The 17,856-nt window shown below is 42.7% G+C and carries 18 protein-coding genes and 2 pseudogenes; 10 read left to right on the top strand and 10 right to left on the bottom strand.

Annotated features, from left to right (window positions below; translation table 11 throughout):
• Positions 1-12 precede the first annotated feature (12 nt).
• Positions 13-582, top strand: a complete 570-nt coding sequence (locus IM500_RS07895) for a low-complexity tail membrane protein (RefSeq protein WP_190359887.1) — start codon at positions 13-15, stop codon at positions 580-582.
• Between the two features lie 26 nt (positions 583-608).
• On the opposite strand, the gene IM500_RS07890 is transcribed toward IM500_RS07895, so the two are convergent.
• Positions 609-1,337, bottom strand: coding sequence for a carbonic anhydrase (locus tag IM500_RS07890; protein WP_190723256.1), 729 nt, complete (start codon positions 1,335-1,337; stop codon positions 609-611).
• A 37-nt stretch (positions 1,338-1,374) separates the two neighbouring features.
• A pseudogene (locus IM500_RS07885) lies at positions 1,375-1,518 on the bottom strand (hypothetical protein); the annotation flags it as partial.
• Between the two features lie 120 nt (positions 1,519-1,638).
• On the opposite strand from IM500_RS07885, the pseudogene IM500_RS07880 reads away from it, so the two are divergent.
• A pseudogene (locus tag IM500_RS07880) lies at positions 1,639-1,801 on the top strand (ISNCY family transposase); the annotation flags it as partial.
• 53 nt (positions 1,802-1,854) lie between these two features.
• Positions 1,855-2,808: an ABC transporter ATP-binding protein gene (locus IM500_RS07875; protein ID WP_190723252.1), complete on the top strand. Its 954-nt coding sequence runs from the start codon at positions 1,855-1,857 to the stop codon at positions 2,806-2,808.
• 22 nt (positions 2,809-2,830) lie between these two features.
• On the opposite strand, the gene IM500_RS07870 is transcribed toward IM500_RS07875, so the two are convergent.
• On the bottom strand, positions 2,831-3,583 hold the full coding sequence (locus IM500_RS07870; RefSeq protein ID WP_190723251.1) for a tetratricopeptide repeat protein: 753 nt from the start codon (positions 3,581-3,583) through the stop codon (positions 2,831-2,833).
• Positions 3,584-3,627: 44 nt separating this feature from the next.
• Here IM500_RS07870 and nblB point away from each other — a divergent pair, with 44 nt between their 5' ends.
• Both nblB and IM500_RS07860 read left to right on the top strand, forming a co-directional pair.
• Positions 3,628-4,293: a phycobilisome degradation protein NblB gene (gene nblB, locus IM500_RS07865; protein ID WP_190723249.1), complete on the top strand. Its 666-nt coding sequence runs from the start codon at positions 3,628-3,630 to the stop codon at positions 4,291-4,293.
• A 73-nt stretch (positions 4,294-4,366) separates the two neighbouring features.
• Positions 4,367-5,458 carry a tetratricopeptide repeat protein gene (locus IM500_RS07860; RefSeq protein ID WP_287738082.1) on the top strand — a complete coding sequence of 364 codons (1,092 nt, stop codon included), beginning with the start codon at positions 4,367-4,369 and terminating at the stop codon, positions 5,456-5,458.
• A gap of 97 nt (positions 5,459-5,555) precedes the next feature.
• Here the strand turns inward: IM500_RS07860 and IM500_RS07855 are convergent, their stop codons facing one another.
• Complete coding sequence (locus tag IM500_RS07855) at positions 5,556-6,029, bottom strand: DUF29 domain-containing protein (RefSeq protein ID WP_190723247.1); 474 nt, start codon at positions 6,027-6,029, stop codon at positions 5,556-5,558.
• Positions 6,030-6,267: 238 nt separating this feature from the next.
• Positions 6,268-7,254: an RNA polymerase sigma factor, RpoD/SigA family gene (locus IM500_RS07850; protein WP_002760224.1), complete on the bottom strand. Its 987-nt coding sequence runs from the start codon at positions 7,252-7,254 to the stop codon at positions 6,268-6,270.
• A 686-nt stretch (positions 7,255-7,940) separates the two neighbouring features.
• Between IM500_RS07850 and IM500_RS07845 the strand changes: the two genes are divergently transcribed.
• A complete protein-coding gene (locus IM500_RS07845) occupies positions 7,941-9,365 on the top strand; it encodes a Ni/Fe hydrogenase subunit alpha (protein WP_002798537.1) in 1,425 nt (474 codons plus the stop codon).
• 86 nt (positions 9,366-9,451) lie between these two features.
• On the opposite strand, the gene IM500_RS07840 is transcribed toward IM500_RS07845, so the two are convergent.
• The 3 genes from IM500_RS07840 to IM500_RS07830 form a co-directional block, all read right to left on the bottom strand.
• Positions 9,452-10,024: a Uma2 family endonuclease gene (locus IM500_RS07840; protein ID WP_190723415.1), complete on the bottom strand. Its 573-nt coding sequence runs from the start codon at positions 10,022-10,024 to the stop codon at positions 9,452-9,454.
• A gap of 20 nt (positions 10,025-10,044) precedes the next feature.
• On the bottom strand, positions 10,045-11,211 hold the full coding sequence (locus IM500_RS07835; protein WP_287738081.1) for a DNA-methyltransferase: 1,167 nt from the start codon (positions 11,209-11,211) through the stop codon (positions 10,045-10,047).
• 84 nt (positions 11,212-11,295) lie between these two features.
• Positions 11,296-12,567 carry a dihydroorotase gene (locus IM500_RS07830; RefSeq protein WP_190723245.1) on the bottom strand — a complete coding sequence of 424 codons (1,272 nt, stop codon included), beginning with the start codon at positions 12,565-12,567 and terminating at the stop codon, positions 11,296-11,298.
• Positions 12,568-12,756: 189 nt separating this feature from the next.
• On the opposite strand from IM500_RS07830, the gene IM500_RS07825 reads away from it, so the two are divergent.
• From IM500_RS07825 to IM500_RS07810, 4 genes are all read left to right on the top strand, one after another.
• Positions 12,757-14,025, top strand: coding sequence for a DNA methyltransferase (locus tag IM500_RS07825; protein WP_190723244.1), 1,269 nt, complete (start codon positions 12,757-12,759; stop codon positions 14,023-14,025).
• Positions 14,026-14,401: 376 nt separating this feature from the next.
• Positions 14,402-15,181, top strand: coding sequence for an Rpn family recombination-promoting nuclease/putative transposase (locus IM500_RS07820; protein WP_190723243.1), 780 nt, complete (start codon positions 14,402-14,404; stop codon positions 15,179-15,181).
• Positions 15,182-15,203: 22 nt separating this feature from the next.
• Positions 15,204-15,371 carry a hypothetical protein gene (locus tag IM500_RS07815; RefSeq protein ID WP_199328878.1) on the top strand — a complete coding sequence of 56 codons (168 nt, stop codon included), beginning with the start codon at positions 15,204-15,206 and terminating at the stop codon, positions 15,369-15,371.
• A complete protein-coding gene (locus IM500_RS07810) occupies positions 15,372-16,184 on the top strand; it encodes an Rpn family recombination-promoting nuclease/putative transposase (protein WP_287738080.1) in 813 nt (270 codons plus the stop codon). It begins immediately after the preceding gene.
• 64 nt (positions 16,185-16,248) lie between these two features.
• On the opposite strand, the gene IM500_RS07805 is transcribed toward IM500_RS07810, so the two are convergent.
• Both IM500_RS07805 and IM500_RS07800 read right to left on the bottom strand, forming a co-directional pair.
• Positions 16,249-17,271, bottom strand: coding sequence for a 6-bladed beta-propeller (locus IM500_RS07805; protein ID WP_287738079.1), 1,023 nt, complete (start codon positions 17,269-17,271; stop codon positions 16,249-16,251).
• Positions 17,272-17,647: 376 nt separating this feature from the next.
• Positions 17,648-17,827, bottom strand: a complete 180-nt coding sequence (locus IM500_RS07800; RefSeq protein ID WP_287738090.1) for a hypothetical protein — start codon at positions 17,825-17,827, stop codon at positions 17,648-17,650.
• Between the last annotated feature and the right edge of the window lie 29 nt (positions 17,828-17,856).

Below are 17,856 nucleotides of genomic sequence, written 5' to 3'. Positions count from 1 at the left end.
CCACTTCCCTCTATGAAATCAGAACCTTTTTTGTGGATTCATCTGGCAGGGTTAGCGGCTGTGCCAATCTTTTTACAAATCGCTTGGATTGGTTTAGCTGTGGGCGATCCCTTGCCTTTTCTTTGGCTAGAATGGCTATTTCTAGGAGCGATCGCTATCCTACCCGTCTTTTGGATGCAGTGGACAAAACCTTTTGATATCTTTAGTCTTTTGTTGGTCGCTCTCAAACCGAGTCAACTCACCCCCGAACAGTTAAAAATTCTCTCTCTTTTTAAACGTCCTCGCCATCGTCTTCTTACTCTTTTGGGAGTCGTCCTTCTAATTCTCATCGCTTGGCCAATCTATAATTTTGCCCCTCTAGCGGCTGCCGTGGCCGCCTATCTTCCCCAATGGCGGCTTTTAGGTTTAGTAATCGCTGCGATCGCTCTCCTCTTAAGTCACCTATTTCTACAGGTTCCTCTGAGTGTTATTGGGGTTTTAGCCACTAAGGAAAGTGACTGGACAGCCACCGAAGCTTTAGTTATTGAGCGCATTCCTGAGTTATTTACCATTGTTGGTCTAAAAGTTAATAAAATTATCTAAATTAGCCAAAATGCCGACAATTTCGGCTAGGAATGCAGGATCGAGCGCCCGTTTAAGGGTTGAATATTCCTCGCATTACTCGGAAAAATCTCAGCCAATTGTTGCAGTTGTTGGGGAGAAATTTTGATCGCATTTTGCCAGACTAACCAGAGAACATCCTCGCTACAGGGGGGAGTGGACAAAGACCCCCGATATTCATAAAAATCGCTATTTTCTGGCAGTAAAAGCCCGGGATTGACCCAAGTATCGGGGATAATCATTTCAGGAGAAGGTTCTTGGGGCAAATAAGCCCAAATGGTTGGTAAATAGGGATTATTTGCGCCAATTTCGGCTAAGATACCCACAACTGCTAAATTTCCTCTCCCATTTCGATGCACTAAATGAATTTCTAGAGGGAAAGACTGACCTTTAATCTGATGTTCGCTGGGGTGATGAAAATGAAACTGCAATAAATCCCAGTTTTCGCCGTGAAAACTCATGTTTCCACCTTTTTCGGTCTGAACCAAGATTGTACGACCGTTATGGCGAATTTTTAGGGGTACAGGACGATAATTAAAGGTGGGGTGGTATAGCTCTTTTTCAGTCACTATACTCAGATCGATCGGTGTTTGTTGCTTTCCCGTGGTGCAGAGGCGATAATTCCTTGATAATTCGCCCCAATGGTCAATATTTTGATAATTCCAAGCAAATTCTGGATTAATAGCCCCAAAAAGAGCGTGAGAGCCAATAAATTGCAGTAATTCTCGTCTATACATCGTATTAAATCCAGAAATCATCGGATAATTAGCAATTTTATCGGGGATTTATGCCCAATTCCCGCAATTTAGCCGCTAATTTTGCGGCTTTCTGCCTTTCCTGTTGGACTCGATTTTCTGCTTTGCCTGCCGCTTCTGCGGGAGTGGGAACTAATTCACCTTCGGGGGTAAAATAGCGCAAGGTAAGGATTTGGTGGTAGTGGCGTAGCCCTCTTGCTTATCTGGTATGAACTGTGTAAAATATTCATTAACAAAAAAAAATAATTGGAACCCAATCAGTCTTTAAACATCTAGCTTGATGATCAGTTTTCTGATCAATATCTTTTTGTGGTTCGTGTTAGACTTACTCAAATATCAGTCTAACACAGAACAAAATCACCTCTTCGCCTGTATTGCCTTGTCCTAGTTGTGGTTCTCACCATACCATCAAGAGTGGTTCTATTGATAACGGGAAACCCAAACGTTAATGTTAAGAATGTGGTGGCCAGTTTGTCAGCAATCCCACTACTAAAACTTTATGAACACACCCGAATTAGCCATTGCTACCGTTGGTTTAACCAAACAATTTGACCGCCATGGGGCTGTTAATCAAGTGGATTTACAGATTGAAGCGGGGGAAGTTTACGGGTTAATCGGTCCAAATGGAGCGGGAAAAACCACTTTAATTAGGATGTTAGCGGCAGCGGAAGAACCGACAACGGGAGAAATATATCTGCACGGAGAACGTCTTTTAAGAGATGAGAGTAATCCCCGTCTCAAAAAAAACTTAGGTTATCTACCCGATAATTTTCCCCTCTACGATGACCTAAATGTCTGGAATTATCTGGATTATTTTGCCCGTCTTTATCATATCCCTCGCTCCCAACGTCATCGCCGCATTTATGAGGTTCTAGAACTGGTACAATTAACCGGTAAAAGCCATAATTCGATCGCTACTTTGTCCCGGGGGATGAAACAACGTTTAAGTTTAGCCCGAACGATTATTCATGAACCTTTAATTTTACTTCTCGATGAACCAGTTTCTGGATTAGACCCGATCGCTCGCCTACAATTTCGTGAGATTATTAAAGTCTTACAATCGGCAGGTATGACGATTTTAATTTCCTCCCATGTCCTTAGTGATTTGGCCGAACTTTGTAGTTCTGTGGGCATCATGGAATTAGGTTATCTAGTGGAAAGTACCTCTTTACAAGAATTAAATCAACGTCTAGCTGGTCAATACTTGCAGATTACGACTCTAGGCAATTTAGAAGCCTTAGAAACTGCTCTTAAACAATGTGTTTTTGTGGAAAGTTGGCAAAGAATTATTCATACTAATACTCTCCGGGTTAAATTTACGGGAACCCTAGAAGATAGTGCCGAATTGTTGAAATCTTTAGTCGTTTCTGGTCTGACCTTAAGCGAGTTTTATACTTGCCGCGAAGATTTAGAAACTATTTTCCTAAAACTGGGACATCGACAGGCATCCTAAGGGGAAATAATAATTTTTCAATCTAACCAGATAGTAACTTTTCGACTAATTTAATTTGCTCCTGACTAAAACCAGCTTCCTTCAGGTGTGCCAGAAACCATTTTTGTCGATAACGACCGTCTAAATCCCTAGCCTTTTTGTAGGTATCCCGCGCTTTTTTACTATCACCTTGATCTAAATAAATCATTGCCAAAGCCACAAGAGGATGGGGATTATTCGGCTCTAATTTAACTGCTTTTTCAGCGTTAGTAATAGCTGAATTAAAATCTTTTAAGCGATGATAGGCGAGGGATAAATTATAGTAGGCAATTTCATTATCGGGTTTTAAATTAGCGGCTTTAGTATGAGTAACCACGGCCTTGTCAAGATGACCACCGACAAGATAAACAATACCCAAAGCATTATAAGCAGCCACATGATCGGGAGCAATTTTAATCGTTTCTTCGAGGGTTATTTGTGCCGCTAAAGGTTGTTTAGCTAGGTGTTGTGTCCAGCCTAAAATTACTCTCCCGTCTAGATGATTGGGGTTTAACTGTACCGATTTTTTGAAAGCTTCAATACTTTTGATAAAGTCTCCCTGTTGACGATACTGTAATCCCAATTGACGATAACGATTAGCAGCTTTAATGTCTGATGCGGAAATAATCGGACTGGGAGAAGGAGAAACGATCATCTCGGCCGTAGGTTCTTTTTTAAGGGGAGAGGGAGGACTACAGCCCCAAAAAACCGGGGAACTAAACATGATCAAAATAGTCAGGAGTCGATAACTATTCATGGGACAATTAATACCAGTCCAATTGTTAAGGGTGTCATCAAATTATGAATTATTCCCCTGAATCCGTGCAACGGCTGCTCGATTCCGATGATTATGGCGATCGCTTATCGGGAGTTAATCAACTGCGTTATTTAGCCCCAGAAATCGCCTTCGAGATGTTACAGCCTTTAATTAAGGATAGTAACGCTAGAGTGCGTTATTCGGCGGTAAGTCAGCTAGATATCCTCGGTCGTCAGAATCTTGATCTGGCCTTAACTATTCTACGCGATCGCTTGTTGCATGATCCGGAAGCAGACGTAAAAGCGGCCGCGGCCGATGCGATCGGGGGGTTAAAATTAACGGCAGCCTACGATGATCTGGTGGCCGTCTATCAACAATCCTGCGACTGGTTAATTCAATTTAGCATTGTGGCAGCTTTGGGCGAATTGGGGGAACCCCGGGGCTTTGAACTGCTGGAAATCGCCCTTAACTCCGATAATGAATTGGTAAAAACGGCCGCCGTTAGCGCTTTTGGGGAACTAGGCGACCCTCGCGCCGTCTCTTTACTTGTTCCCTTGGCTAATGATGATGACTGGCAACTGCGCTATCGTCTCGCTCAAGCTTTAGGCCGCTTAGGGGGGCAAGATGCGATCGCTGTTTTGACCCAGTTAACCGGCGACAAAAGCGCCCAAGTCGCCCAAGAAGCCCGCAATAATCTCGCCCAAGGGTGATGCAGAATAGTTGATTTTTGTCAATACCATTTACAATAAACTTTAATTAAGAATCGTTAACAAAGGTAAAGCGATGAAACAATTTACCCGTTTAATCTTGCTCGTCGGTCTTCTCGCGGGGGGCTGTTTCTCTGCCTCAATTGCGATCGCCGATAATCCCGCAGGGGCAATCGTGAGCAAGGATTCACAGGTTAACGAACTACTGCGTCAAGCGCGGCAATTGGTCAAAAATGGCAATTATGGGGAAGCTATAGCCATTTACGAGCGGGCTGCCGCCCTTGATGGCAATAATGCCAAAATTTTCTCCGGGATCGGCTTTTTACAAACGCGGCAAGGGGATTATAACGCCGCCGCCCAAGCATACCAAAAAGCTTTAAGTCTCGATCCGAGTAATCCCGACTTTTTCCATGCGCTCGGTTATAGTTTGGCTAATATCGGTGATTATGACAATGCAGCCACCGCTTACTACTACGCTATCCAAATAGAACCGAAAAACGTCCAACACTACCTCGGTTTAGGGGTGGTGTTATTACGCCAAAAAAACTATGCTAAAGCGGGCGAAGTTTACCAATGGGTTTTAGCTCTCGACCCCAATAATCAGCAAGCCCACGAAATCATGGGTAAAGCCTTGATCGAACAGAATAAAAGCACCGAAGCCCTCGATTTTCTCCAAAAATCCCTGCAAAGATTCCCTAACAATAGTGAATTAAGATTGCAACTGGCCAGCCTTTTGCTCAAACAGGGCGATTTAAATGGCGGAACCCAAATTTTAAAGGAAATAGAGCGACAAAGTGCAGGAAATTTTTTAATTCAGCTAAAAATAGGTATTTTACTCGAAAAACAAGAGCGTTTTGACGAGGCTCTCCCCTTTTATCGTCGGGCTGTTTTCCTGCAACCCCAATCTTTGGAAGCACAAGCGGGAATCGGTCGCATCCATCTGGCCAGAAAAGATTATCTTGCAGCAATTATCGCCTATCAAGATTTGGCCGAAATCGCCCCCAATAACGCCGATGTCTATCTTAATCTCGGTCGGGCCTACGCGGGCCGGGGACGAAAAACAGAGGCTGCGGAAGCTTTTAAGCAAGCGCGAGCGGTTTATGTGCAGAAAAATAATCAATCTGGCCTCCAGGAAGTGGATGCTCTACTGAAGAAGTTGCTTGAATAAAACCAGATCAGTTATCAGTTATCAGTTATCAGATTTGAGTTTTCAGTTCACTGATGACTGTTTAGCGATTTAAGGAGTGATTTAGACAGTCAATAGTTTATTCCCAATCGATCGGCAGCCATTGATTATCTAACACCTGTTCGAGATTAAAAATTATCTGACTGGGTAAACCGCCGGGGGATAAACCCATTTTTTTCCGGACGGTCTCTAAAGCTGTATGGTAGGATGGCTCAAAAATCTCCCGAAGATAGGGCTTTAAACTAGGGCTATCCTCCAGTAAATCTTGAATTTCTGCCCGAAAATTATTGATTTCTCCATGACCATGATTGCCATTCCGGTCTCTTTCCGATTGCCAGTAAGTTAATTTGAGTAAATGTTCTAGGAGACGAGTTAAAAGACTTTTGAGCGCGTGTCTTTCACTTCTCCCCATCGATTCAATCTCCTCAATTAAGTTATCTAAATCCACCTCGGCAAATTTGCCTTTTTTTAATTGTTCTGCCGTGGTTTTTAGCCAGAGATAAAAATCTTCTTCGTATAGTGTTGGGGTCGCTGTTTCTGTCGATCTAGTCATGAAGGAACTGCCACAGGTGAAAACTAATCGGGATTCTATATTAATTAAACCCAAAAAAAAGAGGCTCTTCTGGTTTCTGTGTGGAGGGAAGAAGAATAGGGATAATTTTATAGAAATATAGTCTTCAAAGCCTTGCCTAGCAAGACTCCTACGAATGATAATCAGTGCTTATCACACAAAGTAGAGAAGAGCCAAAAAGAGAGCGCAAGCTCTCCTTCTTGGTTATTTGCTAATTTTACTAACTAGCGACAATATATTCCTTGACGTTGGCCCGGCGACGGCGTAAATGAGCCAGGGCCTGGTGTTCTAATTGTCGCACCCGTTCCCGACTGATGTTCATTCTCTGACCGATTTTGGCTAGGGATAACTCTTTGCCATCGGTTAAACCGAAACGGAGAGTAATTACTTCCCGTTGTTGGGGAGTTAATTCGGCCAGGAGATTGGCTAAGTCTTGCCGTAATAATTCTTGGGTGATGAAGGTATCGGGAGAAACTCCGCTATCTTCTAATAATTCCGACAATTCCGTATCTTGGTTATCGCCGACGCGCACATCAAGGGAGATGGGTTGACGAGCCATACTGAGATATTCGCGGATTTGAGCGGGTTCTAGCTCTAATTCCAGGGCAATCTCGGCAGGAGTGGCACTTCTTCCCAGTTTTTGGGCGAGTTCGCGCTGGGTTCTTTTGATTTTATTCAGTTTTTCGGTGATATGGATGGGTAAACGAATGGTGCGGGCCTGTTGAGCGATCGCACGGGTAATCGCTTGTCGAATCCACCAGTAGGCATAGGTAGAAAATTTATAACCTTTGGTGGGATCAAATTTCTCTACACCCCTTTCTAATCCCAGACTACCCTCTTGAATTAGATCTAGGAATTCCATGTTCCGCTTTTGATATTTTTTGGCGATCGCAACCACCAAGCGGAGGTTAGCTTCAATCATTTTCCGTTTAGCTCGATCGCCGGTCTTCAAGGCTCGATCCAGTTCATTTTCGCTTAAATTCACCGAATCCGCCCACTCCAAGCGCTGTGGTTCCCGTCCTAATTGCTTCGATAGTGCTTCTTTCGCTTCTAACAGGCTCATCATCCGTTGGACTTGTTTGCCGTAAATAATTTCTTGTTCGTGAGTTAGGAGGGGAACTCGCCCAATTTCGTGCAGATAGGTACGCACCATATCGGCATTGAGGGTGGGCTGTGATTGAGTTTGGTTGGTTTTTGCGGTGGGCATTGGTTTGGTGGTGACTCCTTGACACAGAAAAAGTCTGTTACTATTCCGACTCGCGGGTGAGTCTGGCTTATCTGAAGTCGGTATGAGTTTGATCGGAATTTCTTTGATTGTATCCTGCGCTTTTAGACGCGGGCAATCCCCTAAAGGTTCAAAGTTAATTCATTCTTTGGTATGATGTTAAGTCTATGCTTTTTTCTCAACATCCAGAACAAAAGTATTATAGTGTAGGACTATCAACTACAATCGCTTGTTTTTGGGTCGCTTTTTCCTGAATCCTCGGCAGTGCCGCTGATACTGTTAGGTAAGATTACAAGACAAAAAGGCGGTTTTCCCGATTAGTCATAAACAATTTGGCTGACTTCCGACCCTTTCACCCTCAGCTTTGAGAGGAAGACTGACAGCCGAGAACCGACTTCTATATATATAATGACCGATCAACACCAGCAAAGCGAGATGTAATCATTGCGGATTTCCGAACTATTTTCTGTAGTATTTGCTACAAAATTTTAATTTTTTTTCCGATTGAGAATCGGAAAAAATTGTCAAAAAAATTAGGATTGCTAGGGGGGTAATAACTATCATAGAGACAGCAGGGCGGAGATCGGGATAAATTATCGTTGAAACCAAGCTCGATCGCAATCTCCACAATGCCGTTCTGTGAAACTCCTGAACAATGAGGACTTACTATGACTAAAACCGTCGTTATCGATCCCGTCACCCGGATCGAAGGCCATGCCAAGATCTCGATTTTCCTTGACGATGGGGGGGAAGTGGATGACGTGCGTTTTCATGTGGTCGAGTATCGCGGTTTCGAGAAATTCTGCGAGGGACGGCCGATGTGGGAGATGGCGGGAATTACTGCCCGAATTTGCGGCATTTGCCCCGTTAGTCACCTACTTTGTGCCGCCAAAACTGGCGATAAAATTCTAGCGGTGCAAATCCCCCCCGCGGGTGAAAAACTGCGGCGCTTGATGAATTTGGGACAGTTAACCCAATCCCATGCTTTAAGCTTTTTCCATCTTAGCAGTCCCGATTTTCTGCTTGGTTGGGAAAGTGACGCCGCTAAACGGAATATTTTCGGTTTAATCGCGGCCGATCCCGACCTAGCGCGAGCGGGCATCCGTTTACGTCAATTTGGACAGAAAGTTATTGAACTTTTGGGAGCAAAAAAAATTCACCCCGCTTGGTCCGTCCCGGGAGGTGTGCGTTCTCCCCTGAGCGAAGAAGGGCGACAATGGATTAAAGAACGACTGCCGGAGTCTAAAGCGACTCTTTACACGGCCTTAAACCTGTTTAAAGGACTTCTAGACAATTTAACCACAGAAATCGCCGCTTTTGGGAATTTCCCTTCCCTGTTTATGGGACTGGTCGGTAAACGGGACGAGTGGGAACACTACGGCGGTCATATTCGTTTTACCGATAGTCAAGGCAATATCGTGGCCGATAACCTGAGCGAAGACAATTATCGCGATTATATCGGCGAATCAGTAGAAAAATGGTCTTATTTAAAGTTTCCCTACTATAAACCCCTCGGTTATCCCAACGGTATCTATCGGGTTGGTCCGTTGGCGCGCTTAAATGTTTGTTCCCATTTTGGCACGGAGGGAGCGGATATCGAGTTACGGGAATATCGCCATCGGGTCGGTGGTGTAGCAACCTCTTCTTTTTACTATCATTATGCCCGATTAGTGGAGATTTTAGGCTGTTTAGAGCGTATCGAACTTTTAATCGACGATCCCGATATAGTTTCTCCACGCTGCCGGGCCGAAGCAGGAATTAATAATCTGCAAGGGGTGGGAGTTAGTGAAGCGCCCCGGGGTACTTTATTCCATGATTATAAAGTGGATGAAAATGGTTTGATTGAAACGGTGAATTTGATTATTGCCACGGGTAATAATAATTTGGCCATGAATCAAACGGTGAAACAAATCGCCCAACATTATATCCATGGTGGCGAAATTCCCGAAGCGATGTTAAACCGGGTGGAAGCGGGTATTCGTTGCTATGATCCCTGTTTAAGTTGTTCCACTCACGCTATGGGACAAATGCCGCTACAGCTAGAGTTAGTTAATGCAGCCGGTGAGGTGATCAATACTCGACAAAGGGGTTAATTATCTAAGTTGTTGGGGGGTTAGGAAATAGGGCAAATTTCTCCTATAATACCTGACCCCATTTTACTATTTTTACGGTCAAAATTCTAGCTAAGAATTTCTAGGTTTTGATAAAGAATTTCTATCGGACAAGAAAAGTTAATACAGTTAATAGTGATTAAATCTCCCGCTTGATAAATATGGGGAATCCAGAGGTTATTAGATTGACGTTGATATTGTTCGATTAGGACTTGTTTTTGCTCGATAAGTAGATATTCCTCTAATTCAGGGATAGTTTGATAATTGGCAAATTTATCGCCTCTATCAAAGGCTGCTGTGGAGTCGGATAAAACCTCGATAATCACTCGCGGATGCAGGATAAAATCTTCCTGGGAAACTCGATCCCGTTCGTCACAAGTAATGGCAAAATCGGGATAATAGAAGATATTTAAGCTAGGGAGACGCACTTTCATATCGGTAGCGTAGGCAAGACAACCACTACCCCGTAAATGATTAATTAATTGGGCTGAAAGATTACCTGTGATGATAACATGGGCTTTACTGGCCCCCGCCATCGCCAAGATTTGCCCTTGTATATATTCATGTTTAATGGGACTAATTTTCTCTATTTCCAGATAGTCTTTTGGAGTAAAATAAGCGTGACTTTTACTGGCTGTCATGGTGTTTACCTCGCTCATTGTTAGTTTTCTAACGGACAATTAAGCCAAATAACTGAGTCTAAATCAGTCTGATTGCCTTCAGTAATTAGCTTTCGTATCAGTTCAATATAATTAAAATTACTCTCGAATAAAACAAAACGTCTATCTAAAGAAGCGGCCGCTAGTCCCACGGTTCCTGAACCAGCAAAGGGATCTAAAACCACATCACCTTTAAAAGAGTAATAGGTAATCACTTTTTCTGCCAATTCTACGGGAAAAGCGGCGGGATGTTTTGAGTTAGTGACTGGGTTAATTTTCCAGACATTAGTGCGTTCATAACCATCGGCAATTTTTGAGGCTTTTACTACTTCTTGATCGGGATGATTACGAATATGCCAATCGATGAGTAGATCCGTGTGTTTACGATAGACTAAAACGTATTCAGTCACTGGCACAGTTTTGTATTGGAGAGGATTGCGATCGGCAGCAAATCTGCGCCCTCTACCAGTTGCCCACCCTGCTCCCTCTGGTTTTAGCCAAATAATATCATCAATAAAATCGTAACCTTCCTCAACAAAAATTCGATGCAAATCAAAGGGGACAGCAATACGTTTAGAAGCTTGATTACGGGAAGCACGACGCAACAGCACGGGAGAAATATTAATGACAAAAAAACGCCCTTCACTCAAAACTCGATGGCATTTTCTGATTACCTGTCGCAGCTTCAATAGATAGGTTTCGTATTCTTCAAATTCCGAATATTCTGGGCGAGCATTAAAATAGGGTGGTGAGGTAAAGATTAAATCAACACTTTCTGCTGGCATTTCCTCCAAAAGTTCGCCACAATCACCAAATCCGATGGTATTTCTCAGAGAGGAAAGCTTGTATTCTTTTTTGGTTTTCTTGCGGGTTTCTAATTTAGATTCATCCTGTTTTAACAGACGAGCGATAATAATTTCAGTCCGAGTTGTTTTATCTAACAAAATTTCGGTGGTGTAGGCATCGATCACCACTTCCCCAACGGTTTTTTTCTGTTCATTACATAAAGGAATTCGCCAAATATGATATCTGTCATCCACTTCTGGTAAACCTAATTTAATCGCATTAACTAAATTTATTTCCCGCAACCAATTAAGGACAATTTCTTTAGCTTCTGCCACCGTGCGAAGCAGATAACCGCGCTTGTCCGATACCAGTTCTTTTTCCATGGCATTACTCTAGTTCTCTCTAGAATTCTAGCTGATCATTATCCAAAAAACTAGGAGAGTCTCAAGATAGAAATTGGCCACCCTTTAAAAATTCCACATTTCTAAGACTTTTCCCGTAATTGTTTGATTTAACCAGAAAGTATTATGACTGAGGGAGTGAAGATTATTTGCCGTTACTTTCCAGCTTGCTTGGGGATGAAAAAGAATTGCTTCTGCGGGATTACCGGGGTTGAGAGATGCCGGTTTTTGTTGTAAACAATGACAGGGATTGAGACTAAGCGCTTGCCACAATTGTAAAGCTGATAATTGCCCAGTTATTACTAATTTTTCCCAGAGTAGCGGTAAAGCTAATTCTAACCCGATCGCGCCGGGGGGTGCTTCTGCAAAAGAGACGGTTTTTTCTTCGTAGGTATAGGGACGATGATCGATCGCGATTGCATCGATAATTCCCTCCTTAATTGCCGCAATTAACGCCTTGCGATCGCTTTCGTTGCCCAAGGGTGGAGCGAGGTGTAAACTGGGATGATAGCTGGCGATCGATCCTGTATTTAAGAGCAGATGCAACCACGTCACACTAGCGGTTATCGGCAATCCCCGCATTTTTGCCTCGCGAATTAATTCCACTCCTCGACGGGTAGAAATTCGCATTAGGTGAACAGGTGTATTAATTTCGCCGACGATTTCTAAAATTGTGGCTAAAGCAGTGGTTTCGGAAATAGCAGGATCCCCCGGTAAACCGAAGCGAATCGAGGTTTCTCCCTCACGCATGACTCCATTACCCTTTAATTGCTGATTTACGGGGGAAAGGGCGATATTTTTACCGAAGGGTTTTAGGTATTCCAATAAGTGCCGCAACAGTCCCAAATCTTCCAGTCCGCGATTATCGGTAAAACCCACCGCTACAGGCATTAAATCAGCTAATTCGGTCATTTTTTGCCCTTGTCTTCCTAGTGTGAGACTTGCCCAAAAATGCAGACGAGTCGATTTTGAGTCAAAAAACCCTTGACTTTTTTGCTGTAATGTGCTAATGATTGCGGGGTGATCGAGGGGGGGGAGAGTATTGGGGAGAATTGCCACCCGGGTGCAGCCTCCGGCCGTGGCAGCTTGGATCAGAGATGCGAGGGTTTCTCTGTCCTCGTGGCCGGGTTCCCCAGAATGACTGTAGAGATCGACTAATCCGGGGGCAAAAATACAGTTTTGACCAGAAATATAGTTACTATTTTCTCTTGGGGGAAGCTGAGATTCGATCGCTTTAATTACCCCCTCCTCAATCCAGACATCGGCAATGCGATCGGTTTGTGTCAGGGGGTCAAGGACTCTAACCTGTTCTATGATCGTCGAGGATTGGCTATTCACGCAGACTAATTAAAACGTCATTTTTTCCTCTGGCAGTATATCACGTTAAGTAAAAAGTAAAAAGTAAAAAGTAAAAAAGTTGAGTTCTCGGTTAGGTTAAGGGACGATAAGTTAGAATATTGATCGACTACGGTTTTAATCTTTATTTTAATTGGCTGGCCTACCCTAGGAAGAATTGATAGCCGAATCATGCAGTTAGAACTTTTCGATTTTAATAATTTAGAAGAAATTAATCGGGGAACCCCGCGATTAGTTTCTTTTCGAGATTTAGTACCAGAAATCACCAGCACCAGTTATCTAACCCATGGCATCTATTATTATCCTGCTAAATTTATTCCCCAAGTGGTGAGATTTTGTCTTGATAATTACACTAAAAAGGATGATTGGATTATCGATCCTTTTGCTGGTTCTGGTACGGTGGGTTTAGAGGCTAAACTTTGTCAAAGAAACGCGGTTTTAACTGACCTGAATTATCTTTTAAACCATATTATACCGATTAAGATCACAGAACACCAAGAACAATTGAGTTACTCAGAGTTAGATAAAAAAATCTTACAAGTTTTTGCCAACGAGGATAAATTTATCCCTCAGTGGTCAAATTTAAACTATTGGTATCCAGAGGAGATTTTAGCAGTTTTGCAGAAACTGTGGGCAGGTCAAAAAAATCTAGAAGCTGATTTGTATTCCCAGATCATTCAAGCGGTTTTAGTGAAAGTTAGTAAACAGTTTTCCTATGCAGAACATACGAAACCAAAATTATTTCAATCGAAATACAAAAAATCAGATATACAAGAACTATTACAAAGAGATTGGCAAGAGGAATTAAAACAAACGATTAAAGAGATGAGTTTTGAAACTTTAACCAGCGTTAATCAATATATTGCCGTCACTTGGCATAATTGTAATCAGGTGCTTTTTTATGGGGGAGTAGATAGTGCCACTTTTGAGATCGATCAAAATCTAGAGTTAGATTGTTTAATTAGTTCCCCCCCCTATCTGCAAGCACAAGAATATATCAGAACAGCAAAACTAGATTTATATTGGTTAGGATATACAGAAAAAGAAGTACAAAAAATCTCTAAGCTAGAAATTCCCTACCGACAGGCTACCAGATTAATCGAAACCGAAACCTTAAATCAAGTGAGATCGACTTTAGAGAAAGAGAATTTACATAAAATACTCGATTCCTATTTTTGTCACACTATCAATGCTTTAGAAAATGCCACCAGAAAATTAAAACAAGCTGGGAAAGCTTGCATTTTTGTGGGTAATCCGAAAGTGGATGGGGTGGAAGTAGAAACTTGGCGAATATTAGGGGAATATTTTCAGGAAAATGGCTTTATTTTTGATACCGTCTTTGAGGATAGAATTAAAACCAGACAATTATTCAAATCTCGCAAGAATAAAAATCCTGATGGCATGAAATCAGAATATTTACTAATTTTAGAGAAAAGGTAACTTTCTATTGCTTATGTAGCCCAAACATCCCCTATTTCATCAATGTTTGACCTGTCTGGAATCCTTACCTAATTTTCAGGAAACTATTCAAGATAAACCCTATATATAGGGTAAATTATTGGCTGATGTAAAGTTGGTTATTCAGACCGATCATGCTACCTTTAATTATGTTTGTGAAATTAAAACAGGATCAAATCATGATCTATCTGAATCGGTGATATAATATTTCGTAAGCTTGGTTCAAAGACTACCATAAAATCAAAGAATTTTACTAATTATCGGGGGGTTATCTAGCTTAATTGTTAAGGAATTTATAGCAAGTAATCTTGAATTTATTGATGTGGATGGTAGTAATTACAAAGGCAGAACGCTCGCAATGTTTGATAATATTTGTAAATTTATTGCCGAAAACTTCTCCGATGATCTAGCCACTTGGTTATTGGGTTCTCCCCTCTCCTTAACCGTCCTCGACCCGACGGAATTACAATTAGACCCCATTCGCGCCGATTCTCTGATTTTTTTGCAGTCAGAGGAATTAATTCTCCATACCGAATTTCAAACCGACCCCGACTCCAAAATTCCCTTCCGAATGCTCGATTATCGCCTTCGCGTCTATCGTCGTCATCCCCAAAAACCAATGCGTCAAGTGGTAATTTATCTGCGACGCAGTGATTCCCCCCTAGTGCAAGAAAATACTTTCCGTCTGGGGGAAACCTTTCATTCTTTTCAAGTCATCCGTCTTTGGGAAGAAAATACGCCACAATTTTTCCATCAACCCGGTTTATTACCCTTTGCCATCCTCAGCAACACCGATGATCCCGAACAGGTGTTAAGTCAGGTGTCCCGTTCTCTAGAAACTATCTCCCAAAAACAGGTGCAAAGCAATCTCGCTGCCGCTACCAGTATTCTCGCCGGGTTAGTATTAAATCGAGAGACGATTAAAAAAATCCTTCGGAGTGAGATTATGAGAGAATCCGTCATCTATCAAGATATTTTAGAGGAAGGCCAGGAAAAGGGACTACAAAAAGGTAAGGAAGAAAAAGCCCGACAAATTGCCCTAAAAATGCTATCTGCTGGCTTTCCTATCCCAGAAATCGCCCGATTTACCGATTTATCCCCCGACGCAATCGAGGAATTACAATCGAGAGACGATTAAAAAAATCCTTCGGAGTGACATTATGAGAGAATCCGTCATCTATCAAGATATTTTAGAGGAAGGAGCATTAACCGCTAAATTAAACTCTATTCCCCGTTTATCAGCCTTAGGATTAAGTGTAGAACAAATTGCCCAAGCTTTAGACTTAGAAATTGAACAAGTACCAGAAGTCATTGAGGGACAAAATTGAGTGAAAACGGACAGTATTTTCTATCGTCTCTTTGAGACTTTTCCCGAAAGTTTCTTTGATTTGCTCAATCTTCCCCCAGAAACCGTCAATCATTATCAATTTTCCTCCCTAGAAGTTAAACAACTCGCTTTTCGTTTAGATGGGGTCTTTCTTCCCGATAACCTGAATGATCCGATTTACTTTGTTGAGGTACAATTTCAAAAAGATGAACGGTTTTACTCGCGCTTTTTTAGTGAAATATTTCTCTATTTTCATCAAAGTGAGATTAGTAACAATTGGCAAGGGGTGATCATTTATCCCCATCGGGAAATTGAAAATAGTCCCAAATCTCGTTATCAAGAATTCTTTGAGTCAGGCCGGGTTAACTGTTATTATCTGAATCAGTTAGATGAGGGGGATTCTCTGGGGGTAAAAGTGTTACAATTAATTGTGGAATCGGAAGCCAACACCTTAGGGCAAGGAAAAGAACTGATTCAACAAGTTAGACAACAATTCCAGGAGTCTTTAAAAAGAGAGGACATTCTCGAATTAATTGAGACAATTCTCATTTATAAATTGCCCAAATTAAACCGTAAGGAGATAGAAAAAATGTTTAGTTTAAGTGATCTAAGAGAAACTAAAGTCTATCAAGAAGCTTTAGAGGAAGGCAGAGAGGAAGGCAAAGAGGAAGGCAAAGAGGAAGGCAAAGAAGAAAAAGCTCGACAAATTGCTCTAAAAATGCTATCTGCTGGCTTTCCTATCCCAGAAATTGCCCGATTTACCGATTTATCCCCCGCAACTATCGAGGACTTACAAAGGCAGCAGGACAATTAAAGCTTTTAACCGCAAAGGGTGGGGAATTAGGAAAATTTTAACTCATCTCCCCACTCCACACCGATTAACCACGTTTAGCGAGGCGACGCACCACTAAACCGCCCCCTAGTATGCCTAATCCGATAATAGTAGAAGGTTCGGGCGTTCTGAATACCTGTACGCGATTGTTGAACGTATCAGCTACATAGATATTACCACCGCCACCGACAGCGATACCACTGGGTGAATGGAACTGACCGTTCCCCGAACCAGAGCTACCGAAAGCGTACTGGAAGACACCACCGGAGTTAAACACCTGTATGCGATCGTTGAGCGTATCGGCCACATAGATCTTACCATCGCCATCGACAGCGACACCACCGGGTGAAAAGAACTCACCGTTCCTCGAACCGGAGCTACCGAAAGTGGACAGCAAGGTACCACTAGAGTCGAACACCTGTACGCGATCGTTGGCAGTATCGGCTACATAGATATTACCACCGCTACCGACGGCGATACCTTGGGGCATACTCAAATCACCGACCCCGACAGTGGACAGGAAGACTCCACTGAAGTTAAACACCTGTACGCGATCGTTGAGAGTATCGGCCACATAGATATTACCTACGCTACCGACGGCGATACCACTGGGCATACTCAAAGCACCGACCCCGACATTTAACTTCCATTTTCCATCGGAGTCGAACACCTGTACGCGGTTGTTGTAGGTATCGGCCACATAGATATCACCAACGCCATCGACAGCGATACCACTGGGTGAATCGAACTGACCTGTCCCCGTACCGAAGATACCGAAAGTGGACAGGAAGCCTCCATTGGAGTCGAACACCTGTATGCGATTGTTGGCAGTATCGGCTACATATATCTTACCACCGCTACCGACGGCGATACCGTAGGGGTTATTGAACTGACCGTCCAAGTTACCTTTGCTACCGAAAGCGAATTTAAAATCGGCCGCAGTGGCACTGGTGGCGATACTAATACATCCGATCGCAGTGGCCGTGACTAGGGAAAAGGATTTCAGCAGAGCCTTTGATAAGCTACGCTTCTCCCGCCCCCCATGATTGATAACTTTAGATAGGGACATAAAACTTCAGAAAATCTGCCCTTAATATACCCTTTCCTCTAGCAATTGTCAAGAAATTTCTGGGAAGATGTGACAAATTTGCCGCTATCTAGGGCTTGCTGAATAAATCTAAAAACCCACATTCCGCACCCTAAAGTGTCACATTGAAAATTTTATCTAAATCGTCAAAACGATTGCCGGCTCTGAATTACAGGCTAATTTGTTTGACCAGCAGATGCACAATTAGCCCTAAAAATCTGATAGCTCTGATACCAAATTATTGAGATAAACTCTCATTAAGCTGGCGATCGCTGACTAGAGTGTGACACTTCATAATTCTTAGTAATCGCTAAAAGTCTTACTATACAAGGGCTAGAGCAACTTTTGATTTCAACGACTAGGGTGCGGAATGTGGGTAAAAACCTTGTTGGGTAAGACTTTTAGACCTTTTGTCAATCAAAAAGTACTGGATCTGGGAGTGATCGGGGGTAAATTTAGGCACTTTTTCCCTGAAAATTAGGTAATTGGCCACCTCAAAACCGGTAAAACCCCACACCCCACACCCCACACCCCACACCCTGCCCCCACCGAAAAACTTTTTCAGCA

Origin of the sequence: Microcystis sp. M179S2 (genome assembly GCF_020245805.1) — a bacterium.
In the GTDB taxonomy this organism is placed as follows: Bacteria; Cyanobacteriota; Cyanobacteriia; order Cyanobacteriales; family Microcystaceae; genus Microcystis; species Microcystis aeruginosa.
Note: the sequence above shows the minus strand (reverse complement) of the source record. Positions and strands in the feature narration are given on the sequence as shown.